The following is a 24,301-nucleotide window of genomic DNA, read 5'->3' as shown; positions in this document are numbered from 1 at the left end:
AGTGCAGGATCATGCGGACTTCGATACGCCCCAGAAGAAGGGCAACGGTCCCTTGACAACGCCGGAGACGTTCTTGCGCCACGCGGTGTAGCTCAGGAAGAAGCCGGTCGGCGCGTAGACGACGTCATCCATCGCAGCCTTGTTGAGGCGGCCGATGGCGGCCTTTTCCTCATCGAGGTTCTTGGCCTCGAACCATGACGTGACCTCCTTCTCGGTCGCGGGGCTGTTGGGCCAGCCGAACCACGCCTTGTCGCCATTGGCGCGAATGCCCGTGTAGGGAGCGGGATTGATGCAGTCCGCGCCTGCATGCCAGGTGTGGAACATGTTCCAGCCGCCCTGTCCCGGCGGCGTCTTCGCGGCGCGGCGGGAGCCGACCGTGCCCCAATCGGTCGCGACGAAATCGACGTTCATGCCGAGCTGCTTCAGGAGGTCCGCGGTCACGTCGCCCATGGCCTTGGTGATCGGCTGATCCTGCGCGACGAGGCACGTCACCGGCTGGCCGGAATAGCCGCTCTCGGCGAGCAGCTTCTTGGCCGCGTCGAGATCGCGCTTGCCCTTCAGGATCTCGCCACCCACTTCGGTGTACAGCGGCGTATCCGGCGTGAAGAAGCCGGGCAGCGGCTTCCACAGCGAATTGTCGTCGCCGACAATCGCGCGCATGTAGTCTTCCTGATTGAGCGCCATCAGCACCGCGCGCCGCGCCCGCACGTCGTTGAAGGGCGCGAAGAGGTGGTTCATGCGGAACGAGCCGATATTGCCGAGGGGATCGCCGATATCGACGCTGATATTCTTGTTCTTCTTCAGGACCGGGACCAGATCCGCGATCGGGTTCTCCCACCAGTCGATCTCGCCGTTCTGCAACGCGGCCGCCGCGGTTGCCGGATCCGGCATGATCACCCACTCGACGCGATCGACCAAGATCTGCTTGCCGCCGGCCAGCCAGGATGATTTCTCCTGCCGCGGCGCATAGTCGGCAAATTTTTCGAATACGGCCTTGGCGCCCGGGACCCACTCGCCCTTCGCGAACTTCATCGGGCCGGAGCCGACATACTCGGCGATCTGCTTGAACGGATCGGTCTGCGCAATGCGCTCCGGCATGATGAAGGCGCAGGGCGAGTTGCCCTTCGCGAGCGCGTAGAGCAGCTTCGGATAGGGCTGCTTCAGCACCCATTTGAAGGTGCGGTCGTCGACGGCGGTGAGCTCCTGCTGAAGCGCCTTGAGCATCAGCCCCATCGGATCGCGCGCCGACCAGCGCGCAAGACTCGCGACGACGTCCTTGCTCAACACCGGCTCGCCGTCATGGAATTTGAGCCCCGATCGCAGCTTGAACGTCCAGGTCGTGCCGTCGTCGGTCACCTCCTCGGACTCGACCATCTGCCGCTGGGGCTGGAGCGAGGCATCGACGCCGTAGAGCGTATCCCAGACCAGGGCCGCGGCATTGCGCACGACATATTGCGTGCCCCAGATCGGATCGAAATTGGCGAGATTGGCCTGCGGCACGAAGCGCAGGGTCCGGGCCGAGGCGCCTTGCGCGATCGCAGGCGCCGAGAGGCCACCCGACAATGCCAGACCGCCCGCGCCAGCCAGTCCCTTCAATACGGTCCTGCGATCCATGAAATCCTCCCAGTAATGCCCTGATACCGGCCGTTCATTGGCCAAGGGTAGATGAAACCGAGCCCATTAGCGTGCAAATGGTATGCCAGTAACCGCGTGTCCGCCAGCGGGTTCTCATCGACTTTCTGGCTAGTCCAGATGTCAAAGAGCGACCGCCAGCACCGGCCCGGTCTGAATATGCGGGATCGCCTCGACCAGCTTGCGGGTGTAGTCGGTCTTCGGGTTATCGAACAACGCCCGGCTTTCGCCCTGCTCCACGATGCCGCCGTTGCGCAGCACGATGGTGCGGTCGCACAACATGCGCACCACGTTGAGATCGTGACTGACGAACAACAGCGCGATGTCGTTCTCGCGCCGCAAACGGTCGAGCAATTGCAGCACCACCGCCTGCACGGAGACGTCGAGCGCTGCAGTCGGCTCGTCCAGCACCAGCAGCCGCGGCCGGCAGGCGATGGCGCGGGCAATGCCGACGCGGGCCTTCTGGCCGCCCGAGAGCTGATGCGGGAAGCGCGGCAGCAGATCCAGCGGCAACCCGACCCGTTGCGCGCACTCTTCCACCCGCTTGCGCAGCGCATCGCCTGCACGCATGCCGTCGAGCCGCATCAGGGGATGGGCGATGCAGTCGAAGGCTGAGTAGCGCGGGTTAAGGCTCTCGTTCGGGTCCTGGAAGACCATCTGGATATCTTTGCGGAAGGGAGAGCGGTGGAAGTCGCGCGAGGCGATGTGGCCGATCGACTGGCCATCGAACACAATGTCGCCTTCGCTCGGATCGATCAAGCGACAGATCATCCGCGACGTCGTGCTCTTGCCGGAGCCGGATTCGCCGACCAGCCCGACGCTCTCGCCGCCGGCCATGGTCATTGAGAAGTCGGCAACCGCCGCCGAACCTTGATCGAAGCGTTTGGCGAGTTTGCGTACCTCAAGAAGCGGCGGGGTGCCATGCGCGACCTCCGTCCTTGGCTTGCTCACGACCGTCGCGTAAGCCTCCCGCTCCTCTGCCGTCACGAGATCCTCTATCCGGGAGGTCGCGGTCGGCGACGCCGCAACCAGGCGCCTGGTATAGGCGTGCTGCGGCGCGCTGAAGAGTGTCCTGGGATCTGCTTCCTCGACGATACGGCCGCGCTCCATCACCGCGATGCGGCGGCAATAGCGGGCCGCAAGCCCGAGATCGTGGGTGATCAGGATCGTCGCCATGCCACGCGCGGCTGCGATGTCCGCCAGGAGATCCATCACCACCTTCTGCGTGGTGACGTCGAGGCCGGTGGTGGGCTCGTCGGCGATCAGGAGCGAGGGATTGCAGGAGATCGCGATTGCGATCATGACGCGCTGGCACATGCCGCCCGACAGCTCGTGCGGAAAGGCGTTCATCCGCGCTTCGGGATCGCGGATCTGGACGGCGCGCAACAGATCCAGCGCCTCGGCGCGTGCGGCCTCCTTCGATATCCGCTTGCGGGTGAGGATGGCGTCCGCGATCTGCAGGCCGATGGTCCGGATCGGATTGAGCGCCGCCCGCGGGTTCTGGAAGATCATCGACATCGCGGCGCCCTGGAGCTGACGGAGGTCGTCACCCCTGAGCTTCGTCACGTCCTGACCACGAAACAGGATCTTGCCGCCAGTGACGCGACCGGCCGCGTCCAAGAGCCGCGTCGTCGCAAAGCCCGTGACCGACTTGCCCGACCCGCTCTCGCCGACGAGGCCAAGCATCTCGCCGGATTGGACCGCGAGCGTAACGCCGCGGACAGCCTCGACCATGCCGCGCCGCGTCGAGAACGCGACGTGGAGGTCGTCGATCTTGAGCAGTTGCTCGCTCATGTGCGCATGCGGGGATCGAGAATATCCCGCATCCCGTCACCGAGGAGATTGAAACATAGCACGGCCATCATCAGCGCGAGGCCGGGAAAGGCTACCAGCCACCACCGTCCGGTCGAGATGAAGCGTGCGCCCTCCGCGACCATGATGCCCCATTCCGGAGTCGGCGGCTTGACCCCGAGACCGATGAAGGACAGGCCAGCCGCATTCAGAATGGCCCAGCCGAGATTGAGCGAGATCTGCACCGCCATCGCCGGCAGGATATTTGGCAGCAGGAAGCGCAGCACCACGGAGAAATGGCTCTCGCCGCAGGCGCGCGCCGCCTCGACCCAGCCGACGTTGCGGCGGACATTCACCTCGGCGCGTGCGAAGCGGATGTAAAAGGGAAGATTGATGATCGCGGTCGCGATGACGATGTTCTCGATCCTGTTGCCCAGCGCTGCCACCATCGCCATCGCCAGCACGAACAGTGGAAAGGCCATCATGACGTCGACAAAGCGACCGACGCCCCGATCGAGCCTGCCACCAGCATAGCCGCAGAACGCGCCCAGGACCGCGCCGATCACGAAGGAGATGCCAACCGCGGAGACCGCGATGGCCAGATCAAGCCGCGCCGCGATGACGAGGCGGCTGAACACGTCGCGGCCGAGCTGATCGGTACCGGCCAAATGCACCGCGCTTGGCGGCTGCAGTGCTTCCGAGACATTCGAGACCACGGGATCGTAGGGCACAATCCACGGTCCGAAAATCGCGACCAGGACGAACAACGCAACGCCGGCCGCCGCGACGGCGGTGAGCGGGTTGCCGCGCAGGATCCAGACCGAATGGCGAAGTGTGGCGCTTGTCATTCGACGGACACCCTGGGATCGGCGATGCCGTAGCAGACGTCGACCAGGAGATTGACCAGCACGAACAGGCTGGCCATCAGCAGCACGAAACCCTGAACCGGCGCATAGTCGGAGGACAACAGCGCATCGAGCGCGTAGGAGGCGACGCCCGGCCAGGAGAACACCTTCTCCACCAGCACATTCGCGCCCAGCATGGTCGAGAACACGATGCCGGCGATGGTAATGACGGGCAGGATGGCGTTCCTCAACGCATAAGTGACGACCACCTTGTGCCATGACAGCCCGACCGAGCGCGCGGTGCGCACGAAATCGCTGCCGAGCGACACCAGCATCGAGGCCCGCGTGATCCGCGCCAGCGGCGCGATCACGAACAGCGCCATGCTCACCGCCGGCAGGATCAGCTGCTTGCAGGCGGCCCACCAGCCTTCGACATCGCCGGCGAGCAAGAAATCGATCGACAGGAAGCCGGTCCGCTGCGGCGGCAGCGAGGTAAAGACATCGATCCGCCCGGTCGGATCAGGCGCAAGCCCGAGCAGATAGTAAAAGACATAGATCAGCAGCAACCCCGACACGAAAGTCGGCACGCAGACGCCGAGCGCGCAGAACAGCCGTACGCCGTGATCGACGACCGATCCAGGCCGCAGCGCCGCGACGACGCCGAGCGGCACCGCCGCGATCAGCGCGATCAGGAGCGCGGTGAACGTCAGCTCGAGCGACGCCGGCAGCCGCTCGCGCAAATCTTTCAGCACCGGCTGCCCGGTCATCATGGAGCGGCCGAGATTGCCATGGCCGATGTCGGAGAGATAGTAGAAGAGCTGCTCCGGCACCGGCTTGTTAAGCCCCATCTGCTTGCGGATCAACTCGATCTCTTCCTTGCCGGCGTTAGGACCCGAGGCGAAGAACACCGCAGGATCGCCGGGCAGGACGCGCATCAGGAGGAAGGTGAAGACCAGCACGCCGAACAGCGCCGGCAGGGACGACAACAGTCGCCTGCCCGCCCGCACCATCGTTGCACCAAGACCGCCCGTCACCTTGTAGCGTCCTTTCCGTTTGCCGCCGTCACTTGCGGCTGACGTCGCGATAATCGACCTGCCGATGGAACTCGTAGGTGTAGCCCTCGATCGACGACGCCATCACCGCGTCCTGGTTCGGTTGCCACAGCATGATCTGCGGCATCTCGCTGTTATGGATGGCGTTGAGCTTGCGGCCGTCCTCCTCATACTTCGCCTTATCCGGCTCGAACCGCGCTTCCTGCGCGATCGCCACCAGCTCGGGGTTATTGATTGAGCTGTAATTCCAGCGCTGATTGCCGGTGTAGAAATTGCGGTAGAAGTAATCGGTCGACGGCAGCCAGGCTACGATGCCTTCAATGTAGAAAGGAAGCTTCTTCTCGTTGATCTGCGTCGACATCTGCGCATCCGGCAGCTTCTGGATGTCGACCTTGATCCCGATCTTGCCGAGCGATTCCTTCACCAGCGCCGCCATCGGCTCCGCAGTCGAGGACTGGCCGACGTTGAAGCTGAAGGTGGTCGAGAAGCCCTCGGGGAAACCGGCGGCCTTGAGATATTCCCTGGCCTTGTCGAGATCGAGCTTCACCGGTTGCTGGTAAGGATAAATCCCGTTCGCCGGCTTGCCGTCCGGCCAGGTCGCGCCGAACAGCGGCGCGCCGCGTCCGAACAGGGCGGCCTTGAACATGTCGTCATAGGGCAGCGCGAAAGCGATGGCGCGGCGGACATTGACGTTGTCGAAGGGCGGGATCTGGTTGTTCATCGAGACAAAGGTGATCGCATTGTATTGCGGCGTCGAGACCACCTTGAGCTTGCCCTTGGCCTCGAGCGACTGGACGTCGCTGGCCTGGAGATCGACGACGATGTCGGCATCGCCGCGCTCGACCAGGTTGGCGCGGGTCGCCGGCTCCGGCACCGACTGCACGATCACGCGCTTGAAGAACGCGGGCTTGCCGGGCGAGCCACGGTTCCAGTCTTCGTTACGCTTGATGATCACCTGCTCGCCCGGCTTGAACGTTTCGATCACATAGGCGCCACTACCGGCGGTGTGCTCCTTCAGCCAAGCCGTGGCCCATGGATCATCCGCGCTCGCGTGCTCCTTCGCCACTTTCGAATTGATGATCACGGGATAGACGGTAGCGAGATTGGGCAGCGCGAGCTTGTCGGGCTTTGGCAGCGTGACCTCGATGGTGAGGGGATCGATCACCTTGAACTGATCGGCCGAGGTCATCGAGCCCGTCAGCAGCTGGGCCTTACCGAGGACCGGCGCGGTGACGCACCGATCGAGCGACCATTTCACGTCCTCGGCTGTCACGGGCGAGCCGTCCTGGAACTTTGCGTCCTTGCGCAGGTGGAAGGTCAGCTTCAACCCGTCGGGGCTGACGTCGTAGGATTCGGCGAGTTCGCCCGTAATCGTGTCGAGATCGAACACCCATTTGCCGTTGAGCTGCTTGCGGCCGAACGCGACCAGCCGATCATAGGTGCTCATGCTCAGCGCGAATGACTCGCGGGTCGAGCCGGGGATGTTGGGATCGAGCGTGTTGACGGATGCACCGGTCACATAACGCAACGTCTCCGCCCTGGTTTGCGCTTGCGACGGTGCCGTCGCGATAAGCAACAGCGCAGTGGTGGCGAGGACATAGGTCGCGGGCCTCAAAGACACAAAACGCATCCGTTTTTCCTTGAATTTTCGAGCGGAACGCCAACAAGACAGGTCAAGAAAGAAGCAAGTTGCGCGCCAATTCCAGGAGGCGCTACGTCGCGGCAGCGCATGGCAGATCATTGCGATTCCTCCATTTTTCGCGCCGGCCGCGCAACCACGGCCTGCGGCACGTCATAGGCGCTGAGCGATGCCCAATGCCGTTCGATATCAGCGCGAAACAAGCCGCGTGTCAGGCCATGGACCAGCTTCGGGACGGCAGTTGTCATCGCGTTGATCGACGATCCCGATGGACCGAAACTCATGGTGGAGGCGATGGCGAAGAGATGGATGTCGGAGATCCACGGCGTCTCGCCGGGCACGCGCTCGATGAAGGCGTAATCATCGGCGAGATAAGGAAAACGGCCAAGCCGCGCGTTGCGCTCGTTCTCAGGTGGCTGATAGCGATCGGCCCAGGTTGCGATATTTCCGGCAAATTTGGCGAGCTCGCCGCGGCCGGCAAAGCTCATATCGATCCCGGTGCCGCAGATCACGAAATCCGCTGCGATGGCGCCGCGCGGCGTCTGCAGTTCAACGCCGCCAGCAGTCTGTCTGATAGCCTCGAGTGGCGCGCCCTCATGCAATGTGAAATTGGCATGCCGCGCGCAGCGGTCATAAGTCGGCTGCGGAAATCCTTCCCGCATCTCCAGGATCTTGCGCATGAAGCGCCAGCGCCAGGCATCGTCGAGATCGCTGAGATGCCGGAGGAAGCCACGAAAGGTCAGCCAGCGATAGGGCTGGATCACCTGGATCTGCGCGCGGCGGCATAGCAAATGCACTTCCGCCGCGCCTGCCTCGAGCGCGGTGGCCGCATTGTCGAAGGCGGACGCGCCGGCGCCGATGACGGCGACGCGCTTGCCGCGAAGGCTTTCGAAATCGATATCGTCGGCGACGGTTGCGACCGATCCAGCCGGCAGATCGCGCAGCGGCTCCGGAATCATCCAGCCGCCCATGCCCTCCTGGCCCGTTGCCAGCACGATCTTGCGCGCATAGAGCGTCTCGACGACATCGGCGCGCTTGACGCGCGCCGCGAGCAGCCCATCGCGAGCTTGCGATATCTCCAGAAGCTCGCAACCATTCCGCACCGGCAAGCCGATCGTGCGCCGCAACCAAAGCAGATATTCGGCCCAATGCTCGCGCGAAATCAGGCCGAGCTTTTGCCAGCTCTCCTCACCGAGGCGGGCTCCGTGCCAGGACTGATAGGTCAAGCTCGGGATGTCGAGGTCAGGACCGGTGTAGTCCTTCGGGCTGCGCAGCGTTGGCATGCGGGCATAGGTGAGCCACGGGCCCTCCTTCCCCTCCTCAGCCTTGTCGAGCACCAGGATGTTGCTGACGCGGGAGCGCATCAGGCCGAAGCCGATCGCGCTGCCGGACTGGCCGGCGCCGACGACGAGCACGTCCAGCGCAGGCTTTCCGTCCGGTCCCGTCTTCGGCTCGAGCCATGCGGCGCCGGGATGCGCGATCCTGGTGAGATCGGCGCGAACGTTCGCTTCGAGCTCTGTCAGCGTAGCACTCATGCCGCGAGCCAGCCTCCGTCAACCACCATCACAGTGCCGGTCGTGAACAAGGACGCATCGCTTGCGAGATGCAACGCCGTCTGCGCGATCTCCTCGGCCTGGCCGAACCGCTTCATGGCGTGGCGGTTGCGCGAGGTTTCACGCACCGCGTCCGAATTGGCGTGGCGGGCAAAGCTGCGGCGGAGCATCGGCGTATCGATCGCGCCGGGCGCAATCGCGTTGACGCGAATGCCGTCCGTTGCGAAATCCACCGCCATGGTCCGCGTCAGGCTGACGATCGCGCCCTTGGCGGCGATATAGGCGCTGTTGCCCTTGCCGCCGGCAATCGCGAGCTGCGACGCCAGCGTGATGATCGAGCCCCTGCTCTGCCGCTGCATGTGCGGTATGGCCGCCCGCGCCCACAGCCAGGTGCCACCGACATTGGCGCGGAACACCGTATCCCAGTCGTCCGGGTTCGTCGTCAGCACGGTGCCGCCGCAGGAGACGCCGGCGGCGGTCATCAGGATGTCGAGCCGGCCGTGTCGCGCGATGACATCGCCGACGACGGTCTCGGCGAAATCGGCATTGCCGACGTCGCCGACATGTGTCGTTGCTTCACCCACCAGACTAAGCGTCTCCTGAAGGCCGACAGCATCGCGATCGACGAGGGCTAGTCGTGCGCCCTCCTCCGCAAACAGTTTTGCGCTGGCTCGGCCGATGCCCGAAGCTGCGCCCGTGACGATGGCCGTGCGCCCTTGCAGCCGCATCTCAGATCCACTCCTTGTGCTGCTTCAACCAGGCGTTCATTGCTGCGGCGGACTCGGCACAGCCGAACCGCGCGCGCCAACCGAACTCGTCCGCCATCCGCGACACCGACAGCGGCGCGCGATAGGGTCCATGCAGCTTGATCGCCGTGTTCTCTCCGGGCGCCGCGAGCGTGCATCGCAGGCCGGGATGCAACGCTGCGAAGGCCTCGCCCCATTGCAGCGCAGGCCACAACCTGCCGCTGGAGATGTTGTAAAGCCGGTGGCGAGGGCGCTCGGCTTCAACCAGTATCGCGACAGCTTCAGCGGCGTCCGGCGCGTAGATCCAGTCCCGCATGCCCGGCTCCGGCATGACCGCCGCCTCGCCGCGGGCGAACGCCGCCAGGATCTGATACTGGAGGCTCGGCGTATCGCGCACCGAACCGGGTCGCTCCCATGGACCGAACACCGCGCTCAGACGCACGCTCAGGAAATCGCCGCCAAAGAGTTCTGCGTGTCGCGCAACCGAGCGCTCCGAGGTAAACTTGCTGATGGCGTAGAACGAGACGGGATCGCATGGCGTCTCCTCGTCCAGAACTTCGACCCGCGCGCCCGCGGCGCCATAGGCCGATGCCGACGACAGATTGACGACGCGGCGAACGCCGTGACGGATCGCCGCGAGCAGGATGGGGATCTGCGCCATCACATTGATTTCGAGAACGCGCGCGGTCGATGCTCTCTCCAGTTCATCGCCGGCGGTGATCGCAGCCCCGAGCACGATCGCATCAACGCCATCGGCGATAAGGGTGTCGATGGCATCGGCGTCGGTGATATCGCCCTGCACGGCTTTGAGCCGTGCGCCATAGTCAGCAAGAGATCGTCGCGCGGATGGCGGCAGTTCCGCGCGGTCATGCAGCGTCACGTCGTGGCCGCGCGCAAGCAGCGCCTCCGCAACATTGAGGCCGACAAAGCCGGTGCCGCCGAAGATGACGATCTTCATCGCGCGTGATCCAGCATCACAGCAGTTTTGCTCCGAAATTCCGTTCCGGATCCATGTCGGCGACGAGCCGGCCCGTTGGCCTTGCCGCCTCGCCGCCGCTCCGCGCCAGGAATTTGCCGCTGCCGGGGCTCGCCAGGCACTTGTTGCCGTCGACGATGACGCGACCGCGCGACAGCACCGAGACAGGCCAGCCCTTCAGCTTGCGGCCCGCAAACGGCGTGTAACCGGCAAGATCGTGCATCATCTCGTCCGCGATCGTGGTCTCGCGATTAGGATCCCAGATCGCGATATCGGCATCCGCGCCGACCGCGATCGAGCCCTTGCGCGGATGCAGATTGTAGATTTTTGCCGGTGCCGTCGCGGTCAGCTCGACGAACTTTTCAAGGCCGAGCCGCCCCTTCGACACCATCGCGTCGAACAGCAGCGGCAGCCGCAGCTCCAGTCCCGGCAGGCCGTTCGCGACCTGCTTGAAGTTCGGATTGGGGCCAGCGCGCAGCTTGCCGGTCTCGTCGTAACGATACGGCGCGTGGTCCGATGAGATGGTCTGGAGATCGCCGAGCGACAGCGCCTGCCACAGTGCCTCCTGGTCCGAATGCGTGCGCGGCGGCGGGCTGCACATCCACTTGGCACCTTCCGCGCCGGGCTTGTCAAGATCACTAGCCGTGAGGAAGAGGTATTGCGGACAGGTCTCGGCAAACACCTTGAGCCCCTGTCCGCGCGAGTCGCGGATGACCTTGGCGCCTTCGGCGGTCGAGACATGGAAGATCATGATGGGCTGATCGATCAGCGCCGCCATGCCGATCAGCCGGGTGAAGGCTTCCGCCTCCGAGACGCGCGCGTGGCTGACGGCGTGGTATTTCGGCATCGTGTAGCCGCGCGCGAGCAGGCGCTTGACCATCCAGGCGATGATGCCGTGATTTTCGGCATGGGCGCACAACATCGCGCCGGACTGGCGTGCGGCGAGGAGAATGTCGAGCAGCGGCTCGTCGTCGACCTTGAGCCGGTCGTAGGTCATGAAGATCTTGATCGAGGCGTGCCCCTGCTTCACCAGCGCCGGAATGTGCTCCTCGACCGTCTCCTTGGTCGCGTCGGCGACGATCATGTGAAAGGCGTAGTCGATCACGGCGCCCTTTTTCGCCAGCGCGTGATAGTCCTCCACCACCTGCGGCAGCTTCATGCCGACGTGCTGGGCCGCGAACGGGATCACCGTGGTCGTACCGCCAAAGGCAGCCGACACGGTCGCGCTTTCAAAAGTGTCGGCATTCATGATACCGGCGGCAGACAGCTGCTCGATATGCGCGTGACTGTCGACGCCGCCGGGCAGCACCAGCTTGCCGCGCGCGTCGATCTCGCGCTTCGCCGGCGGAAGCCCGCGACCGATCGCCGCAATGGTCTCGCCGGAGATGGCGACATCGGCCTCGAACACATCGGTCGTGGTGGCGACGCGGCCGCCGCGGATGATCAGATCGTAAGTGGGTTCAGTCATGAGGCACTCCATGATATGCCTGGGGCAAGTGATCGTAATTTCAAGGGAAGACCATGATGTCCCGGCCGCGCATTCTCGTCATCAATCCGAACTCCAATCCCATGGTCACGCAAGGGTTGGAAGATGCCTTGAAGCCGCTGGGTTTCGACGGTGGACCCGAGCTGGTCTGCCAGACGCTCGCCGAAGGACCGTTCGGCATTGAAAGCCAGGCCGATGTCGATGGCGTCGCGATGCCGCTCCGAAAACTGGTCGAAGGCGACAACAGCTCGGCCGCCTTCGTGATCGCCTGCTACAGCGATCCCGGGCTTCAGGTCTGCCGCGAAGGCACCGACCGTCCCGTGTTCGGCATCGCCGAATGCGGCGTGCTGACGGCACTCGCCCGCGCCGAAACGTTTGGTGTCATTGCGATTGCGCAGCGTTCTATCTCGCGTCACATGCGCTATCTCAGGCAGATGGGACTGACCGACCGCCTTGCGGGCGAGCGTCCTCTCAACATGAGTGTCGCCGAAACTGCGTCCGGCGAAGGCACGCTGGCCAAGATGATCGATATCGGCCGTGCACTGCGCGACGAGGATGGCGCCCGCGCGATCGTGATGGGCTGCGCCGGCATGGCGCGCCATCGCCACCCGCTCGAAGACGCGCTCGGCATTCCCGTGATCGACCCGACCCAGGCGGCCGTCACCATGGCGCTGGGTGCGGTGCAGTTCTCGCGTCACTAGGCGTCCTTCAGCTCTTTGGCATCCTGCCGCGCCAGCCATTGCGCATGACTCTCGCGCGCCAGTGCAAACGTGTCCCGCTGCGTCGTGTAGAGATTGCCGAACATGCGGCCGATCGGCCGGTAGGCGTCGAGATCGACATACATGTTGGCCTCGTCGACCAGGCCCTCACGCGCGTGAATCCGCAGGACCTCGCCGACCAGCAGCTCGCGATCGGGAGAGAAATTCAGCACGACATGGCGCCGACATTCGAGCGCGAAGGGCGCTGCGGCGAGGCGCGGCACCTTTACGTCAACCGAGGGAACCGTCGCAAGCCCGGTCGCCGCGACCTCGCTGTCACCGGACGGAAAGTCGACGGCACAATCGTTCATCGCCACCGACAGCGCCTCGTCCACCATGTGAACGACGAACTCGCCATCGCGATGGATGTTACGGGTCGTGTCCTTCGGGCTGCGATCCGGCTTGTGCTGGAGCCCGAGCACGATCAGCGCGGGGCTTTCTGAGAAGACGTTGAAGAAGCTGAACGGCGCAGCATTCACCGCTCCGCTCTCATCCAGCGTCGTCACCAGCGCAATCGGCCGCGGCACCACCACGCCGCAGAGCAGCTTGTAGCGATCGCGCGGATCGAGCTCGCGCAGGGAAATGCCCGATGGGCCCTTGTCCGCAATCGGCATCACTTCTCCGGCGGCGGCACCGCGCCGGTGCGGCTGGTGATCAGACCGTAATGCTCGATGCGGCGGTGCTGCGCAAAGTTGAAGATCGTGGTTTTGCCGAAAATGGTGGCATCGAGGTCGCAAGCGTGAACCAGAACCTCGTCCTCCTCCGTCTTGGCCTCGGCGACAATCTCGCCATTGGGATCGACGATCAGGCTGCCGCCAAACAGGGGATGCCCGTCCTCGACGCCGGCCTTGGCCACCGCGACCACCCAGGTCGCGTTCTGATACGCGCCGGCCTGCACGGAGAGACGGTTGTGAAACAGGCGCTTCTCGACGCCCTCCTCGCTTCGCTCCGCATTCACCGACGGCGTGTTGTAGCCGATCAGCACCATCTCGACGCCCTGCAGGCCCATGACGCGATAGGTCTCCGGCCAGCGGCGGTCGTTGCAGATGGCCATGCCGATGATGCCGCCCAACTCGCGCCAGACGTTGAAGCCGAGATCGCCCGGCTCGAAATAGCGCTTCTCCAGATGCTGGTGCGACCGATTGGTGTCGTATTCCACATGGCCGGGCAAATGGACCTTGCGATATTTGCCGACAATCTTGCCGGACTTGTCGGTCAGGATCGCCGTGTTGAAATGATGGCCGTCGGGCGTCAGCTCGGCATAGCCGAAATTCATCGCCATCTGATGCTGCGCCGCACGCTCGAACAGCGGCTTGATCGCCGCGTTCGGCATCTCACGCTCGAACCAGATGTCGGCCTCCGCCCGATCCTCAGAATACCAGCGCGGGAAGAACGTGGTCAGCGCCAATTCCGGATAGACAATCAGGTCGGCGCCTTTGGCCTTGGCTTCGTCCATCAGCGCGATCATGCGCTTGATGACGGCCTCGCGGCTGTCGGCTTTCTGGATCGGGCCCATCTGGGCGGCGGCAACATTGACGATACGCATCAGCGAGTTCCTGATTTCTTGGCAAGTTTCCTGGCGAGGCTGGGGGATCGCAGCTTCAGGGGCGTGTCGGCGCGCGCAGCATAGCGCAGCCTTGCGCCGATTTGCCAGCCAAGCAGCTTTCATGCCGTACGCCTCCATTCCGCCCCGTGCAAAAGCCGAACGGCCATGCGGAATCGTCGGACGTCAGCCACGCAAGTAAGGGAGGCTCATTGCCTCCTCGTTATTGCGAGCGCAGCGGAGGCGACAGCGTCCCTTCTCCACACGCCTCAAACAGCAGATGCGCCTCAGTCTTTCCAATCGGGCTGCAAGCTTTCGAACGACATCATAATGATACAATTCGTCAACACACGGCGGCGGCGAAACTCTGGCGTTCACTCCTGGTTGATGTTTTAAGCACACGCCTCGCCCACGATCGCGCGCTTCGCTTCCCTCCCGGAGCTTCACGAATGACATCAGCCGACCGGCCGGCGACGCGGCTCGCCACGCGCCTCTCGTTCCTGGTCGCCGGCTTCGGCCTTGCCTGCTGGGCGCCGCTGGTGCCCTTTGCGAAGGAGCGGCTCGCGGTCGATGACGCGGTCCTCGGCCTGCTGCTGCTCAGCCTCGGCATCGGCTCGGTCATCGCGATGACCGCCACCGGCATCTTGAGCGCACGCCATGGCACCAAGCCGATCATCATCGCGGGCGGAATCGGCCTCGCATTGGTCTTGCCCCTGCTGGTCGTCGCCGCCACGCCCCTGACATTGGCGATTGCCTTACTCGCATTCGGGGCTGCGCTCGGCTCCATCGATGTCGCCATGAACATCCATGCCGTCGAGGTCGAACGCGCGGCAGGACAGCCGCTGATGTCGGGCTTTCATGCGCTCTTCAGCATTGGCGGGTTCGCCGGATCCGCGGTGATGACGGCGCTGTTGTCGTTTCATTTCGGACCGCTCGCGAGCGCATTGATCTGCTCCGTCCTGATGCTGATCGCGATGGCGCTTGCCTGGCCGCGCCTGCTGCGCAGGGCACAGGTGCAGGAAGGACCGCTGTTCGTGCTGCCGCACGGCATCGTGCTGTTGCTGGCGCTGCTGGCGGCCATCACCTTCCTGATCGAAGGCGCGATGCTCGATTGGGGCGCGCTGCTCGTCATCGGCACCGGCCTCGTCAGCGCGGCGCAAGGGGGGATCGGTTACATCGTGTTCTCGATCGCGATGACCGTTGGCCGGCTCGGCGGCGACGCCGTCGTCGCACGCATCGGCGATCGCACCACGCTGGTCGGGGGAAGCCTGCTTGCCGTCGCGGGCCTTGCAGTGCTGTTGCTCGCGCCGAGCAAGGCCGTTGCCATCACCGGTTTCCTGCTCATCGGCCTCGGCGCCTCGAATCTCGTGCCGGTATTGTTCCGCGGTGCGGCGACGCAGACCGCGATGCCCACGGGGCTCGCCGTGGCGTCGATCACCACCGCCGGCTATGCCGGTGTTCTGCTCGGCCCCGCCGGCATCGGTTTCGTCGCCCACGCCGCCGGACTGCCGATGGCATTCTGGATGCTCGCGGCGCTGATGTGCCTCGTCACTCTGTCGGCGCGCGCCGTAACCACAAAATAGAAACCATCTTCCGTCACACCAGGCTGGACTTGCCGCGGCTCAGCACCTCGCCCGCGCCCTTGTCGCCGACGATTTTGCCCTGCTCGTACACGACCCGGCCCCGCGCAATCGTCGTGACCGGCCAGCCGGTGACGTCAAAGCCCTCCCAGGGCGTGTAATCGGAGCCGTGGTGCAGGTCGGCCTGCCGGATCGGCTTCTTGAGCTTCGGGTCCCACAGCACGATGTCGGCATCGAAGCCGATGCCGATCGAGCCTTTGCGAGGATAGAGCCCGTAGATGCGGGCATGGTTGGTCGCGGTCAGCTCCACGAACTTCTGCAGCGTGATCCGCCCTTTCGAGACACCTTCCGAAAACAGGATCGGCAGCCGCGTCTCGACGCCGGGGATGCCGTTCGGCACCCAACGGAACGAGGTGCGGGCATTCGGCGTCAGCTTGCCTTTGGGATCGTCGTAGCGGAACGGGCAGTGGTCGGACGAGAAGGTCTGAAACACGCCTGACGTGATACCTTCCCAGATCGCCTGCTGGCTCTCGACATCGCGCGGCGGCGGCGAGCAGACATATTTGGCGCCTGATATGTCCATGTTCAGGCCCTTCATGTCGTCGGCCGTCAGCGTGATGTATTGCGGGCAAGTCTCCGCATGCACCGGCAGGCCGCGCTGCTGGGCCCACCGTATCTGCTCCATCGCCTCGCGCCCGGAGACATGGACGATCATGATGGGAACGCCGATCACCTCGGCATGGCTGATGGCACGATGCGTCGCCTCGCGCTCGACGGCCTGCGGCCGCGAGGTGCCGTGATAATAGGGCGCGATGTGGCCTTCGCGTTCCAGCTTGGTGGTGAGGAAGCGGATGGCGTCATAGCCCTCGCAATGGACCATCACCAGCGCCTCCTCGCGGCGCGCGACATCAAAGACCTCGAGCAACTGCTTGTCGCTGAGCACGAGATCATCATAGGTCATGAACACCTTGAACGAGGTGTAGCCGTCCTTGACCAGCGCCGGCAGCTCCTGCCCGAGCACGACGGCAGTCGGATCGGAGATGATGAGGTGGAAGGCCGTGTCGATGTAGCACTCGCCCTCCGCGAGCTTGCGGTAGTTCTCCACGCAGGTCCGTAGCGACGTCCCCTTCTCCTGAAGCGCGAAGGGCAGCACCATGGTGTTGCCGCCGGCGGCAGCCGCGCGCGTCGCCGAGGCAAAATCGTCGGCCATCACGACGTCGGGGCCCTGGGCCTGGGAGATGTGGACGTGGCTGTCGATCCCGCCCGGCAGCGCCAGCAGCCCCGACGCGTCGATCTCGCGCGGCGCGCCTTCGATGCCGTCGGCAATGGCGACGATCCGGCCGTCGCGAATGCCGATATCGGCGCGAAACTCGTCGCTGGCCGTCACGATGGTGCCGCCGCGAATGGCGAGATCGAGCTGCGTCACAGGTGTCTCCGTCACTTCATCATTGCTGATGTCTGGAATATCCGCCCCCACGGCGCAAGGGCCGCGATGTCGCCGCCGGCGAGGCTGAGGCTCCGCCACAGCGTGACCGCGACAGAGTCGAGCACGGCGATATCCAGATCCCGTTCGAGCGAGGCGGCAAGCGCGGCGCCGTCGAGATTGGTGCAGAGGATGACGACGGCGTCGGCGCCCTCCGCCGCCACCGCGCGGATCATGTCGGCGATCGTCGCGGGCGCGACCTCGCCGAAGGAGAAATTGTCGCGCAGACCGAGGTGTCGCTCGGCGTGCGGCGCGATGCCCTCCTCAGCCCAGACGTCGGCGATGCGCCGCTGCACGTCATCGGTATAGGGCGAGACGAGGCCGACACACTTAGCTCGAAGCGCGCGGGCGGCATCGATACAGGCGAGCGTCGAGGTCGTCGCCGGCACGTTTGCCCGCGCTGTAATCGCCTCGCAAAGGCTCCTGTCGCGGCCGATGCCGAGCCAGCTCGCCGACGTGCCGTTCCAGGCGATCGCGTCGACCTTGGCATCGGCCAGCAGGTCCGCGGCCGGCAGCATCACCGAGGCGTCGAACTGGCTCAGCGCCGCGGCATCGAGCGCGATCTCGGTGACGCGGAAGCGCGAGAAATGGGCGTTAACGCCGTCAACGCCATGCAGCATGGCGCAGGTCGCGGGCTCCAGCACCGAATTGGAGGACGGCGTGATCATGCCGAGGCGTTTGCGCATGGCTCTACCTTACGACGCCTGTGCAAGGCGCGTCGACTCCTCCCGGATCAGGGACAGGATGTGGCGCTTGGCGTCGTTGAATTCAGGGCTGGTGATGTCGCGCGGCCGCGGCAGGTCGAAATTGACGGCCTCGCGGATCCGTCCCGGCCGCTTCGTCATCACCACAATCTTGTTGCCGAGCACCAATGCCTCGTCGACGCTGTGGGTGACGAACACGATGGTACAGCGGCGTTTCTGCCAGATCGCGACCAGCTCTTCCTGCATTTCGAGCTTGGTCTGGGCGTCCAGCGCCGCGAACGGCTCGTCCATCAGGATGACGCTCGGGTTCATCAGCAGCGCACGGGCGATCCCGACGCGCTGGTTCATGCCGCCGGACAGTTCCGAGGGATGATGGTGCTCGAAACCGCGCAGGCCCACGAGATCGATGAACTCCATGGCGCGATCGTACCGCTCGGCCTTGGCGACACCCTTGAGCCTGAGATGGAAGGCAATGTTGTCGATCGCCGTCAGCCACGGCATCAGGGTCGGTTGCTGGAACACCACGCCACGGTCGGAGCCCGGCCGTTCCACCTGCTTGCCATCGACCAGCGTCCCTCCGGAGGTCGCCTGCTCGAAGCCGGCGATGATGTTCAGGAGTGTCGACTTGCCGCAGCCGGACGGGCCGAGCAGGCAGACGAAGTCATTGGCCTCGATGTCGAGATTGATATTGTCCAGCGTCAGCAGGTCGCGGCCGCGTCGCTTGTCGGAAAACACCTTGACGATGTTGCGAAGCTCGATTGCCGCCATCAGCCCGCCCTGCCCTGCACGGTGGTTGTTTGCTGCCAGCGCAGCGTGCGCGCCATGATTGCCTTGAGACCGAGATCGGAGAGATAGCCGAGCAGCCCGATCGAGATCATCGCCGCGAGCACGATGTCGTAGCGTAGAAAGTAATAGGAATCCCACAAGACATAGCCGAGACCGCTCTTCACCGCGACCATCTCGGCCGTGACCGTCAACATCCAGGCCGATCCGACCGCGATGCGCAGGCCGGCGAAGATCGAGGGAAGCGCGGCCGGCAGCACGATATCGGTCAGCATCTGCCGTTGGCTTGCGCCCATCATGGCCCCGGCACGCACGAGATTGTGGTCCACGGTCTTGACGCCGTGAATGCTGTTCATCAGCACGGGAAAGAAGGCGCCGAGGAAAACCAGGAAGATTGCGGGCTTGTCAGCGATGCCGAACCAGATGATGGCAAGCGGAATCCAGGACACCGGGGGTATCGGTCGTAGCATCTGCAGCGTCGGCTCCAGTGTCTTCTCGAAGACTCGCGACCAGCCGATGGCGACGCCGGCGAGGATGCCGAGCGCGCTTGCCAGCGCGAAGCCACCGAACACGCGCAAGGCGCTGGCGAGCGCATCGCGCAGCCAGTGCCCGGAATAGGTCTGCGTGGTCTCGTCGAAGCCGAACACCCAGTCGCCGAGCGCATGCAGCACCGCACTCGGCGCCGGCAGCAGCGCCGGCGGAAGCACGCCGCTACGGGCAAAGGCTTCCCAGCCCGCGATCAGCAGCGCAGGGACGATAACCCGTTCCAGCCCCTGGAACGCCCGCGTCAACCGAAACGCCGGCTTGGCCGGCGCTGCGTCAGTAACCGATGTCATTCTTGGCCTTTCCCGTGGCCTTCTCCAGGAAGGAATAGTCCATGTTCTTCTCCGCTTCCGCGGACACGTCCTTCGAAATGTATTTGAGGTCGCGCATCATCGCGGCGATCGCGAGCGTCTGCGACCGATGGATCGCCGGATCCGGCGAAGCGTTCTTCAAGGCTTCCGTCGCCACCGTCTTGTCGAGGCCGGTGAGCTTGTTGATGACGTCGATCCACGGGCCCTTGTCAGCAATTAGCCTGTTGTCGAGCTCGACCACGGCGGTGACGATGCCCTGGACGCCGGCGCGCTGGCTCGCGATCACGTCGGAGCGGGTGACGATGAGGTTGGTCAGATTTCCCGCGGCCTGGTCGTAGGGCAGCACGAAGTGCTTGCCGGCGCCAGCGAGCCGGATCTGCGAGGCGAACGGTTCGACCGAGCAGATCATGTCGACCTCGCCGCGCTGGAGCGCCGCGAGGTGATCGGATGGATTGGGAATGTTGATGAACTGGATGTCCTTGTTGGGATCGACGCTTTGCTTGAGGAACGCGCCGCGCATATGGATGTCCTGCGCGTTGCCGCGGGACGCCGCGACCTTGAGCGGCTGGCCGTCGCTCTTCCCCTTGGCAACCATCGCCTTGAACGCGATCCAATCATCAGGCGGAAGGTTCAGCTTTGTAGACGAGAGGCATTCCGAGCCGCCATTGATCTGGCCGGACACGGCGACGACGTCAAAACCTTTGTCGAGCGCGGTGATGTAATGGAGGTAGGTCACCTGCGCAACGTCGATGCTCTTCGATATCAGCGCGGTGAGGACGTCATTGCCCGAGTTGAAGCCGGTGGCCTCGACCTCGACGCCCTTCGCCATTCCGGGGATCAGCGACATCGGCAGGCAGTGCGCGCATTTGGCGTAACCGAGCTTGATCTTCGCCGTCTCCGCGAAAGCGAGATCGCTTCCACCAAGCAGCGCCGCCATCAACGCCAGGCCTAGTCGCAAACTCGTCCGCATCGCTTACTCCGTTTCGAAGGCGCGACATCTCGCGCGTCGCGCATGATCATCCGTCGCTCTTCGCCGCAGCGCAATCCGGTTTTTGCATGCTGCATACAATTTGCGCGATATGCCATTGTTTTCAGCTAGATGCGTCGATATTTTGGGCAAGCCAAAAAGCCTAAAACGGCTAAGATCAAGTTGAGAAACGAGGCACGCGTGCAGCCAAAATCGGAAGCGCCGAAGGGACGAAAATCGCCCAAGCTCAAGAGGATGGGCCTGCACGAGCGCGCCGCCACGCGGATGCGGGCGATGATCATTCGCGGCGAGCTGCCGCCGGGATCGCAGACCCGGGAGACAAAGCTTTCGAAGGAGCTCGGCGTGTCGCGCACTCCCTTGCGCGAGGCGATGAAGGTGCTCGCCGCCGAAGGATTGATCGAGCTCCGTCCCAACCGCAGCCCGCGCATCGCAAGCCTCGCGGTCGACGGCATCTCGGAATTGTTCGAGGCGCTGGCCGGCATCGAGCGGCTTGCCGCAGAGTTCGCCGCCGAGCGTGCCACCGAGCGCGATCTTGCCCGCTTGCGCACGCTTCAGACCCGGATGGAGGGTCATCACCGTAGCGGCAAGCTCGACGACTATTTCGCCATCAACGGTGAGATCCACACCACCATCGTCCGTATGGCCCGCAACACGCCGCTGCGCGAGGCGCATGAGACGCTGATCACCCGCGCCGAGCGCGCGCGCTACCTCGCACTCGGTGCCGATCGCCGCTGGAGCAATTCGGTCGACGAGCACGCCGCTATTCTTGCCGCGCTCGAGGCGCGCAACAGCGAAGCGGCCGGCCGCCTGCTCGGCGCTCATGTCGCCCGCACCGGCACGGCGCTGCTCGAAGTGCTCGCCCAATCCCAACCCAGGCAGAGGGCGTCGCAATCATGAAGCTTCTGCTGCTCAACCCGAACACCAGCACCGAGGTCACCCGGCTGATGACGGGCGTCGGACAGCGCGCGGCGTCTCCCGGCACCGAGCTGATCCCCTGCACGGCGACGCGCGGAGTGCCCTATATCTCGACACGCACCGAGGCCCAGATCGGCGGCGCCATTGCGCTGGAGATGCTGGCCGAGCGGCAGCGGAACGTCGACGCCGCAATTATCGCAGCCTTCGGTGACCCCGGCCTGTTCGCCGCACGCGAGACCTTCGACATTCCAGTGGTCGGCATGGCGGAAGCGGCGATGCTGACGGCCTGCATGGCCGGGCGCCGCTTTGCCATCGTCACTTTCGCACAGGCCTTGGGGCCCTGGTACGAGGAATGCGTCCGCGCCCACGGGCTGTGGGAGCGCTGCGCCGGCATCCGCATGCTCGATACGCCGTTTCAGGCGATCTCCGAGGTCGGCACCGAAAAGGAGGATGTGCTCGTCGATCTCGCGCATCGTGCGATCGTCGAGGACGAGGCCGACGTTCTGATCTTCGCGGGCGCCCCGCTTTCGGGCCTCGCCGAGCGCGTCGCCCATCGCGTTCCCGTCCCTGTGGTTGATCAAGTGGTCGCCTCAGTAAAGCAGGCCGAGGCGCTGGTTGCGCTGCGCCTGCGCAAGGCCACGGCGGGGACGTTCCGAAGGCCTGCAGCCAAGCCAACCATTGGCCTTGCCGAGGTGCTCGCCGCCCGGCTCGAGCATCGCGACAATCAGTGAGAAGGGTCCGACCAGTGATGCGAGGGCACGAGACTTGCTTTCTTTCCGGGGAGAACGGGAGGCAACACCATGGCTGATATGCCAGGCGGGCGATCGCTCGTCGTCGACGCGGTCACTCACCGCTATCCGAGCGGCGCCCTTGCCGTCGAGAACATCAATCTCGACATCAAGGGCGGCGAGATCATCGCGCTGCTCGGGCCCTCCGGCTGCGGCAAGACGACATTGCTGCGCATCATCGCCGGCTTCATCGCACAGACCCAGGGACGGATCATCATCGGCGACGACATCGTCGATGCGCTGCCGCCGAACCGCCGCGCCGTCGGCATCGTGTTCCAGAACTACGCGCTGTTTCCGCACCTCTCGATCAGCGAAAATGTCGGCTATGGCCTCGCCGCCCGCGGCGTCGACAAGGCGTCGCGCCAGCGTGAGGCGCAACGGCTGCTCGAACTCGTGCAGTTGCCCGCGATGGCGGAGCGGCTGCCGCGGCAGCTCTCCGGTGGCCAGCAACAGCGAGTCGCGCTCGCCCGTGCGCTCGCGATCAAGCCGTCGATCCTGCTGCTCGACGAGCCCTTTGCCGCGCTCGACAAGAATCTGCGGCTTGACATGCAGATCGAGGTCAAGCGGTTGCAGCGTGTCTCCGGGATCACGACGCTGATCGTGACCCATGACCAGGAAGAGGCGCTGTCGATGGCCGACCGCGTCGCGGTGCTGAGCCACGGCAAGCTCGAACAGTTCGGCACACCATCTGACGTCTACGACCGTCCGCAGACCCTGTTCGTCAACACCTTTGTCGGCTCCAGCAACCGTATGCCGGGCGTCGTGGTCTCCGCGGACCCCACGGCTGCAAAGGTGCGGCTCGATGCCGGCGCGGAGATTATCGCGCGACCAGCCGGCGGCACCCTCAACGAGGGTGGCCGCGTCACCGTCTGTATCCGGCCCGAGCATCTGCAATTCGTCGGCGACGAGACCGGCTTTGCCGGCGTGGTTGGCATGTCGCTGCCGCTGGGGGCGACCGTCGTGCACGAAGTGACGACCGCCGACGGCTCCGGCGTCAAGATTTCGCAGGCGCGCATCGGCGAGACGCGCGCGCTGGAAAACGGCGCCGCGGTGCGCCTCGCGCCGCTGGCCCCTTCGCTCGCCAACGCCTTTCCCGCAACGCTTTAGATTTTAGTCTAGTCCACAGGGAGTTCGACATGATCCTCAACCGCCGAAGCCTGATGACCACCGCGCTGACCCTCGGCGCCATGAAGGCGTTTCCGGGCTTAAGCTACGCCCAGGCCCGCCCATTGGTGTTTGCGACCTTCACCGGAAGCTGGGAGGAAGCGCACAAGGCCGTGCTGGTGCCGGCGTTCCGCAAAGCCAATTCGGACGCGGCGATCGTGCTCGATCCGATGCTGTCGGTCGACCAGATCGCCAAGATCAATGCCGCCAAGGCCAATCCACCGATCGACGTCATGCTGCATGATCCCGGTCCGGCGCTTGTCGCGATCGGCCAGGATCTCGCAGAACCCTATCCGGTCGAGAAGAGCGCCTATTACAAGGACCTGATCGCCGAGGCGCAGGAGCCGATGGGCCCCGCTCCGTTCTTCCAGGTCGTCGGCCTCACCTATAATCCGGAAGCCGTCAAGACGCCGCCGACCTCCTGGGCCGATCTGTGGAAGCCGGAATTCAAGGGCCGCGTCGGCATCACCAACCTCAACTCGACGCTCGGCACCGGCTGGCTGGTCGAGATCGCCAAGATGCGTGGCGGCTCTGAGGCCAATGTCGATCCAGGCTTCAAGGCGATCGAGGAGCTGAAGCCCAATCTCGCCGCGGTCGCCGCCAATCCCGGTGCGCTCGCCACCCTGTTCCAGCAGGGCCAGATCGACATCTCGCCCGGCAATTTCAACGCCATCCAGATCCTGAAAGCCCGCGGCGTTCCGGTCGAGTTCGTGGCGCCGAAGGAAGGCGCCATCGCCTTCAAGACGACGATCCACATCGTCAAGAACTCGCCCAACCGCGAGCTCGCCTTCAGGCTGATCGAGGCATCGCTCAGCCCGGAAGTGCAGACCGCGCTGATGAACTCGCCCTATCTGATCGTGCCGACCAATTCCAAGGTGGCGATGGGCGGCGAGATCGCGCGCGTGCTTGCCAAGGACACGGCTGAGCTGAAGCAGAAATTCGTGTTCCAGGACTGGAAAAAGATCAACGAGCAGCGCTCGGCCTGGATCGAGCGCTTCAATCGCGAGATCAAGATCTAGGA

The 24,301-nt window shown here is 64.5% G+C and carries 22 protein-coding genes; 6 read left to right on the top strand and 16 right to left on the bottom strand.

Going from position 1 to position 24,301, the window contains the following annotated elements; genetic code table 11:
* Positions 1 to 9: 9 nt before the first annotated feature.
* The 9 genes from V1280_RS44765 to hydA (V1280_RS44725) all read right to left on the bottom strand — a co-directional run bounded on the left by V1280_RS44765 (position 10) and on the right by hydA (V1280_RS44725) (position 11,702).
* Positions 10 to 1,614, bottom strand: coding sequence for an ABC transporter substrate-binding protein (locus tag V1280_RS44765; RefSeq protein WP_334537517.1), 1,605 nt, complete (start codon positions 1,612 to 1,614; stop codon positions 10 to 12).
* Positions 1,615 to 1,755: 141 nt separating this feature from the next.
* Positions 1,756 to 3,426 (bottom strand): ABC transporter ATP-binding protein, encoded by a 1,671-nt coding sequence (gene nikE, locus V1280_RS44760; RefSeq protein ID WP_334537515.1) that lies wholly within the window; start codon positions 3,424 to 3,426, stop codon positions 1,756 to 1,758.
* The gene (locus V1280_RS44755) at positions 3,423 to 4,271 is read right to left on the bottom strand and encodes an ABC transporter permease (RefSeq protein ID WP_334537513.1); all 849 of its coding nucleotides are present in this window, start codon (positions 4,269 to 4,271) and stop codon (positions 3,423 to 3,425) included. The genes nikE and V1280_RS44755 overlap by 4 nt, the downstream gene beginning before the upstream one ends.
* Positions 4,268 to 5,278: an ABC transporter permease gene (locus V1280_RS44750; protein WP_442895275.1), complete on the bottom strand. Its 1,011-nt coding sequence runs from the start codon at positions 5,276 to 5,278 to the stop codon at positions 4,268 to 4,270. Before V1280_RS44750 ends, V1280_RS44755 begins: the two co-directional genes overlap by 4 nt.
* A 52-nt stretch (positions 5,279 to 5,330) precedes the next feature.
* Complete coding sequence (locus V1280_RS44745; RefSeq protein WP_334537510.1) at positions 5,331 to 6,950, bottom strand: ABC transporter substrate-binding protein; 1,620 nt, start codon at positions 6,948 to 6,950, stop codon at positions 5,331 to 5,333.
* A 107-nt stretch (positions 6,951 to 7,057) separates the two neighbouring features.
* Positions 7,058 to 8,494: an NAD(P)/FAD-dependent oxidoreductase gene (locus V1280_RS44740; protein ID WP_334537509.1), complete on the bottom strand. Its 1,437-nt coding sequence runs from the start codon at positions 8,492 to 8,494 to the stop codon at positions 7,058 to 7,060.
* On the bottom strand, positions 8,491 to 9,240 hold the full coding sequence (locus V1280_RS44735; protein WP_334537508.1) for an SDR family oxidoreductase: 750 nt from the start codon (positions 9,238 to 9,240) through the stop codon (positions 8,491 to 8,493). Before V1280_RS44735 ends, V1280_RS44740 begins: the two co-directional genes overlap by 4 nt.
* A gap of 1 nt (position 9,241) precedes the next feature.
* Positions 9,242 to 10,216, bottom strand: coding sequence for an NAD-dependent epimerase/dehydratase family protein (locus V1280_RS44730; RefSeq protein WP_334537506.1), 975 nt, complete (start codon positions 10,214 to 10,216; stop codon positions 9,242 to 9,244).
* 16 nt (positions 10,217 to 10,232) lie between these two features.
* A complete protein-coding gene (hydA, locus tag V1280_RS44725; RefSeq protein ID WP_334537504.1) occupies positions 10,233 to 11,702 on the bottom strand; it encodes a dihydropyrimidinase in 1,470 nt (489 codons plus the stop codon).
* Positions 11,703 to 11,758: 56 nt separating this feature from the next.
* Between hydA (V1280_RS44725) and V1280_RS44720 the strand changes: the two genes are divergently transcribed.
* Positions 11,759 to 12,421 (top strand): aspartate/glutamate racemase family protein, encoded by a 663-nt coding sequence (locus V1280_RS44720; RefSeq protein ID WP_334538596.1) that lies wholly within the window; start codon positions 11,759 to 11,761, stop codon positions 12,419 to 12,421.
* On the opposite strand, the gene V1280_RS44715 is transcribed toward V1280_RS44720, so the two are convergent.
* Entirely contained in the window at positions 12,418 to 13,092 is a 675-nt protein-coding gene (locus V1280_RS44715; RefSeq protein WP_334537502.1) for a flavin reductase family protein, read from the bottom strand. The genes V1280_RS44720 and V1280_RS44715 overlap by 4 nt on opposite strands.
* A complete protein-coding gene (locus V1280_RS44710; RefSeq protein WP_334537500.1) occupies positions 13,092 to 14,024 on the bottom strand; it encodes an N-carbamoyl-D-amino-acid hydrolase in 933 nt (310 codons plus the stop codon). Before V1280_RS44710 ends, V1280_RS44715 begins: the two co-directional genes overlap by 1 nt.
* Positions 14,025 to 14,470: 446 nt before the next feature.
* Between V1280_RS44710 and V1280_RS44705 the strand changes: the two genes are divergently transcribed.
* Entirely contained in the window at positions 14,471 to 15,604 is a 1,134-nt protein-coding gene (locus tag V1280_RS44705) for an MFS transporter (RefSeq protein ID WP_334537498.1), read from the top strand.
* A 13-nt stretch (positions 15,605 to 15,617) separates the two neighbouring features.
* Here V1280_RS44705 and hydA (V1280_RS44700) read toward each other — a convergent pair whose 3' ends face one another.
* The 5 genes from hydA (V1280_RS44700) to V1280_RS44680 are packed head-to-tail and all read right to left on the bottom strand — an operon-like array spanning position 15,618 to position 20,395.
* Positions 15,618 to 17,027, bottom strand: coding sequence for a dihydropyrimidinase (gene hydA, locus V1280_RS44700; RefSeq protein ID WP_334537496.1), 1,410 nt, complete (start codon positions 17,025 to 17,027; stop codon positions 15,618 to 15,620).
* An 11-nt stretch (positions 17,028 to 17,038) separates the two neighbouring features.
* Positions 17,039 to 17,770: a maleate cis-trans isomerase family protein gene (locus V1280_RS44695; RefSeq protein WP_334537494.1), complete on the bottom strand. Its 732-nt coding sequence runs from the start codon at positions 17,768 to 17,770 to the stop codon at positions 17,039 to 17,041.
* Between the two features lie 9 nt (positions 17,771 to 17,779).
* The gene (locus tag V1280_RS44690) at positions 17,780 to 18,556 is read right to left on the bottom strand and encodes an ABC transporter ATP-binding protein (protein ID WP_334537492.1); all 777 of its coding nucleotides are present in this window, start codon (positions 18,554 to 18,556) and stop codon (positions 17,780 to 17,782) included.
* Positions 18,556 to 19,407 (bottom strand): ABC transporter permease, encoded by an 852-nt coding sequence (locus V1280_RS44685; RefSeq protein WP_334537490.1) that lies wholly within the window; start codon positions 19,405 to 19,407, stop codon positions 18,556 to 18,558. Before V1280_RS44685 ends, V1280_RS44690 begins: the two co-directional genes overlap by 1 nt.
* Entirely contained in the window at positions 19,391 to 20,395 is a 1,005-nt protein-coding gene (locus tag V1280_RS44680) for an ABC transporter substrate-binding protein (protein WP_334537489.1), read from the bottom strand. Before V1280_RS44680 ends, V1280_RS44685 begins: the two co-directional genes overlap by 17 nt.
* Before the next feature lie 198 nt (positions 20,396 to 20,593).
* Between V1280_RS44680 and V1280_RS44675 the strand changes: the two genes are divergently transcribed.
* The 4 genes from V1280_RS44675 to V1280_RS44660 all read left to right on the top strand — a co-directional run bounded on the left by V1280_RS44675 (position 20,594) and on the right by V1280_RS44660 (position 24,299).
* Entirely contained in the window at positions 20,594 to 21,310 is a 717-nt protein-coding gene (locus V1280_RS44675) for a GntR family transcriptional regulator (RefSeq protein WP_334537487.1), read from the top strand.
* Positions 21,307 to 22,059, top strand: coding sequence for an aspartate/glutamate racemase family protein (locus tag V1280_RS44670; protein ID WP_334537485.1), 753 nt, complete (start codon positions 21,307 to 21,309; stop codon positions 22,057 to 22,059). Before V1280_RS44675 ends, V1280_RS44670 begins: the two co-directional genes overlap by 4 nt.
* 69 nt (positions 22,060 to 22,128) lie before the next feature.
* Positions 22,129 to 23,223: an ABC transporter ATP-binding protein gene (locus V1280_RS44665; RefSeq protein ID WP_334537484.1), complete on the top strand. Its 1,095-nt coding sequence runs from the start codon at positions 22,129 to 22,131 to the stop codon at positions 23,221 to 23,223.
* 29 nt (positions 23,224 to 23,252) lie between these two features.
* Positions 23,253 to 24,299: an ABC transporter substrate-binding protein gene (locus V1280_RS44660; RefSeq protein ID WP_334537483.1), complete on the top strand. Its 1,047-nt coding sequence runs from the start codon at positions 23,253 to 23,255 to the stop codon at positions 24,297 to 24,299.
* Positions 24,300 to 24,301 lie beyond the last annotated feature (2 nt).

This window comes from Bradyrhizobium sp. AZCC 2230 (genome assembly GCF_036924495.1).
Lineage (GTDB): Bacteria > Pseudomonadota > Alphaproteobacteria > Rhizobiales > Xanthobacteraceae > Bradyrhizobium > Bradyrhizobium rifense.
The sequence above is the reverse complement of the archived record's forward strand: the minus strand, read 5'-3'. Positions and strand labels throughout refer to the sequence as shown.

Coding starts and splice junctions, on each gene's coding strand:
- V1280_RS44765 (WP_334537517.1), bottom strand. CDS start 1,614: ATGGATCGCAGGACCGTATTGAAGGGACTGGCTGGCGCGGGCGGTCTG.
- nikE (WP_334537515.1), bottom strand. CDS start 3,426: ATGAGCGAGCAACTGCTCAAGATCGACGACCTCCACGTCGCGTTCTCG.
- V1280_RS44755 (WP_334537513.1), bottom strand. CDS start 4,271: ATGACAAGCGCCACACTTCGCCATTCGGTCTGGATCCTGCGCGGCAAC.
- V1280_RS44750 (WP_442895275.1), bottom strand. CDS start 5,278: ATGGTGCGGGCGGGCAGGCGACTGTTGTCGTCCCTGCCGGCGCTGTTC.
- V1280_RS44745 (WP_334537510.1), bottom strand. CDS start 6,950: ATGCGTTTTGTGTCTTTGAGGCCCGCGACCTATGTCCTCGCCACCACT.
- V1280_RS44740 (WP_334537509.1), bottom strand. CDS start 8,494: ATGAGTGCTACGCTGACAGAGCTCGAAGCGAACGTTCGCGCCGATCTC.
- V1280_RS44735 (WP_334537508.1), bottom strand. CDS start 9,240: ATGCGGCTGCAAGGGCGCACGGCCATCGTCACGGGCGCAGCTTCGGGC.
- V1280_RS44730 (WP_334537506.1), bottom strand. CDS start 10,216: ATGAAGATCGTCATCTTCGGCGGCACCGGCTTTGTCGGCCTCAATGTT.
- hydA (WP_334537504.1), bottom strand. CDS start 11,702: ATGACTGAACCCACTTACGATCTGATCATCCGCGGCGGCCGCGTCGCC.
- V1280_RS44720 (WP_334538596.1), top strand. CDS start 11,759: ATGTCCCGGCCGCGCATTCTCGTCATCAATCCGAACTCCAATCCCATG.
- V1280_RS44715 (WP_334537502.1), bottom strand. CDS start 13,092: ATGCCGATTGCGGACAAGGGCCCATCGGGCATTTCCCTGCGCGAGCTC.
- V1280_RS44710 (WP_334537500.1), bottom strand. CDS start 14,024: ATGCGTATCGTCAATGTTGCCGCCGCCCAGATGGGCCCGATCCAGAAA.
- V1280_RS44705 (WP_334537498.1), top strand. CDS start 14,471: ATGACATCAGCCGACCGGCCGGCGACGCGGCTCGCCACGCGCCTCTCG.
- V1280_RS44695 (WP_334537494.1), bottom strand. CDS start 17,770: ATGCGCAAACGCCTCGGCATGATCACGCCGTCCTCCAATTCGGTGCTG.
- V1280_RS44690 (WP_334537492.1), bottom strand. CDS start 18,556: ATGGCGGCAATCGAGCTTCGCAACATCGTCAAGGTGTTTTCCGACAAG.
- V1280_RS44685 (WP_334537490.1), bottom strand. CDS start 19,407: ATGACATCGGTTACTGACGCAGCGCCGGCCAAGCCGGCGTTTCGGTTG.
- V1280_RS44680 (WP_334537489.1), bottom strand. CDS start 20,395: ATGCGGACGAGTTTGCGACTAGGCCTGGCGTTGATGGCGGCGCTGCTT.
- V1280_RS44670 (WP_334537485.1), top strand. CDS start 21,307: ATGAAGCTTCTGCTGCTCAACCCGAACACCAGCACCGAGGTCACCCGG.
- V1280_RS44665 (WP_334537484.1), top strand. CDS start 22,129: ATGGCTGATATGCCAGGCGGGCGATCGCTCGTCGTCGACGCGGTCACT.
- V1280_RS44660 (WP_334537483.1), top strand. CDS start 23,253: ATGATCCTCAACCGCCGAAGCCTGATGACCACCGCGCTGACCCTCGGC.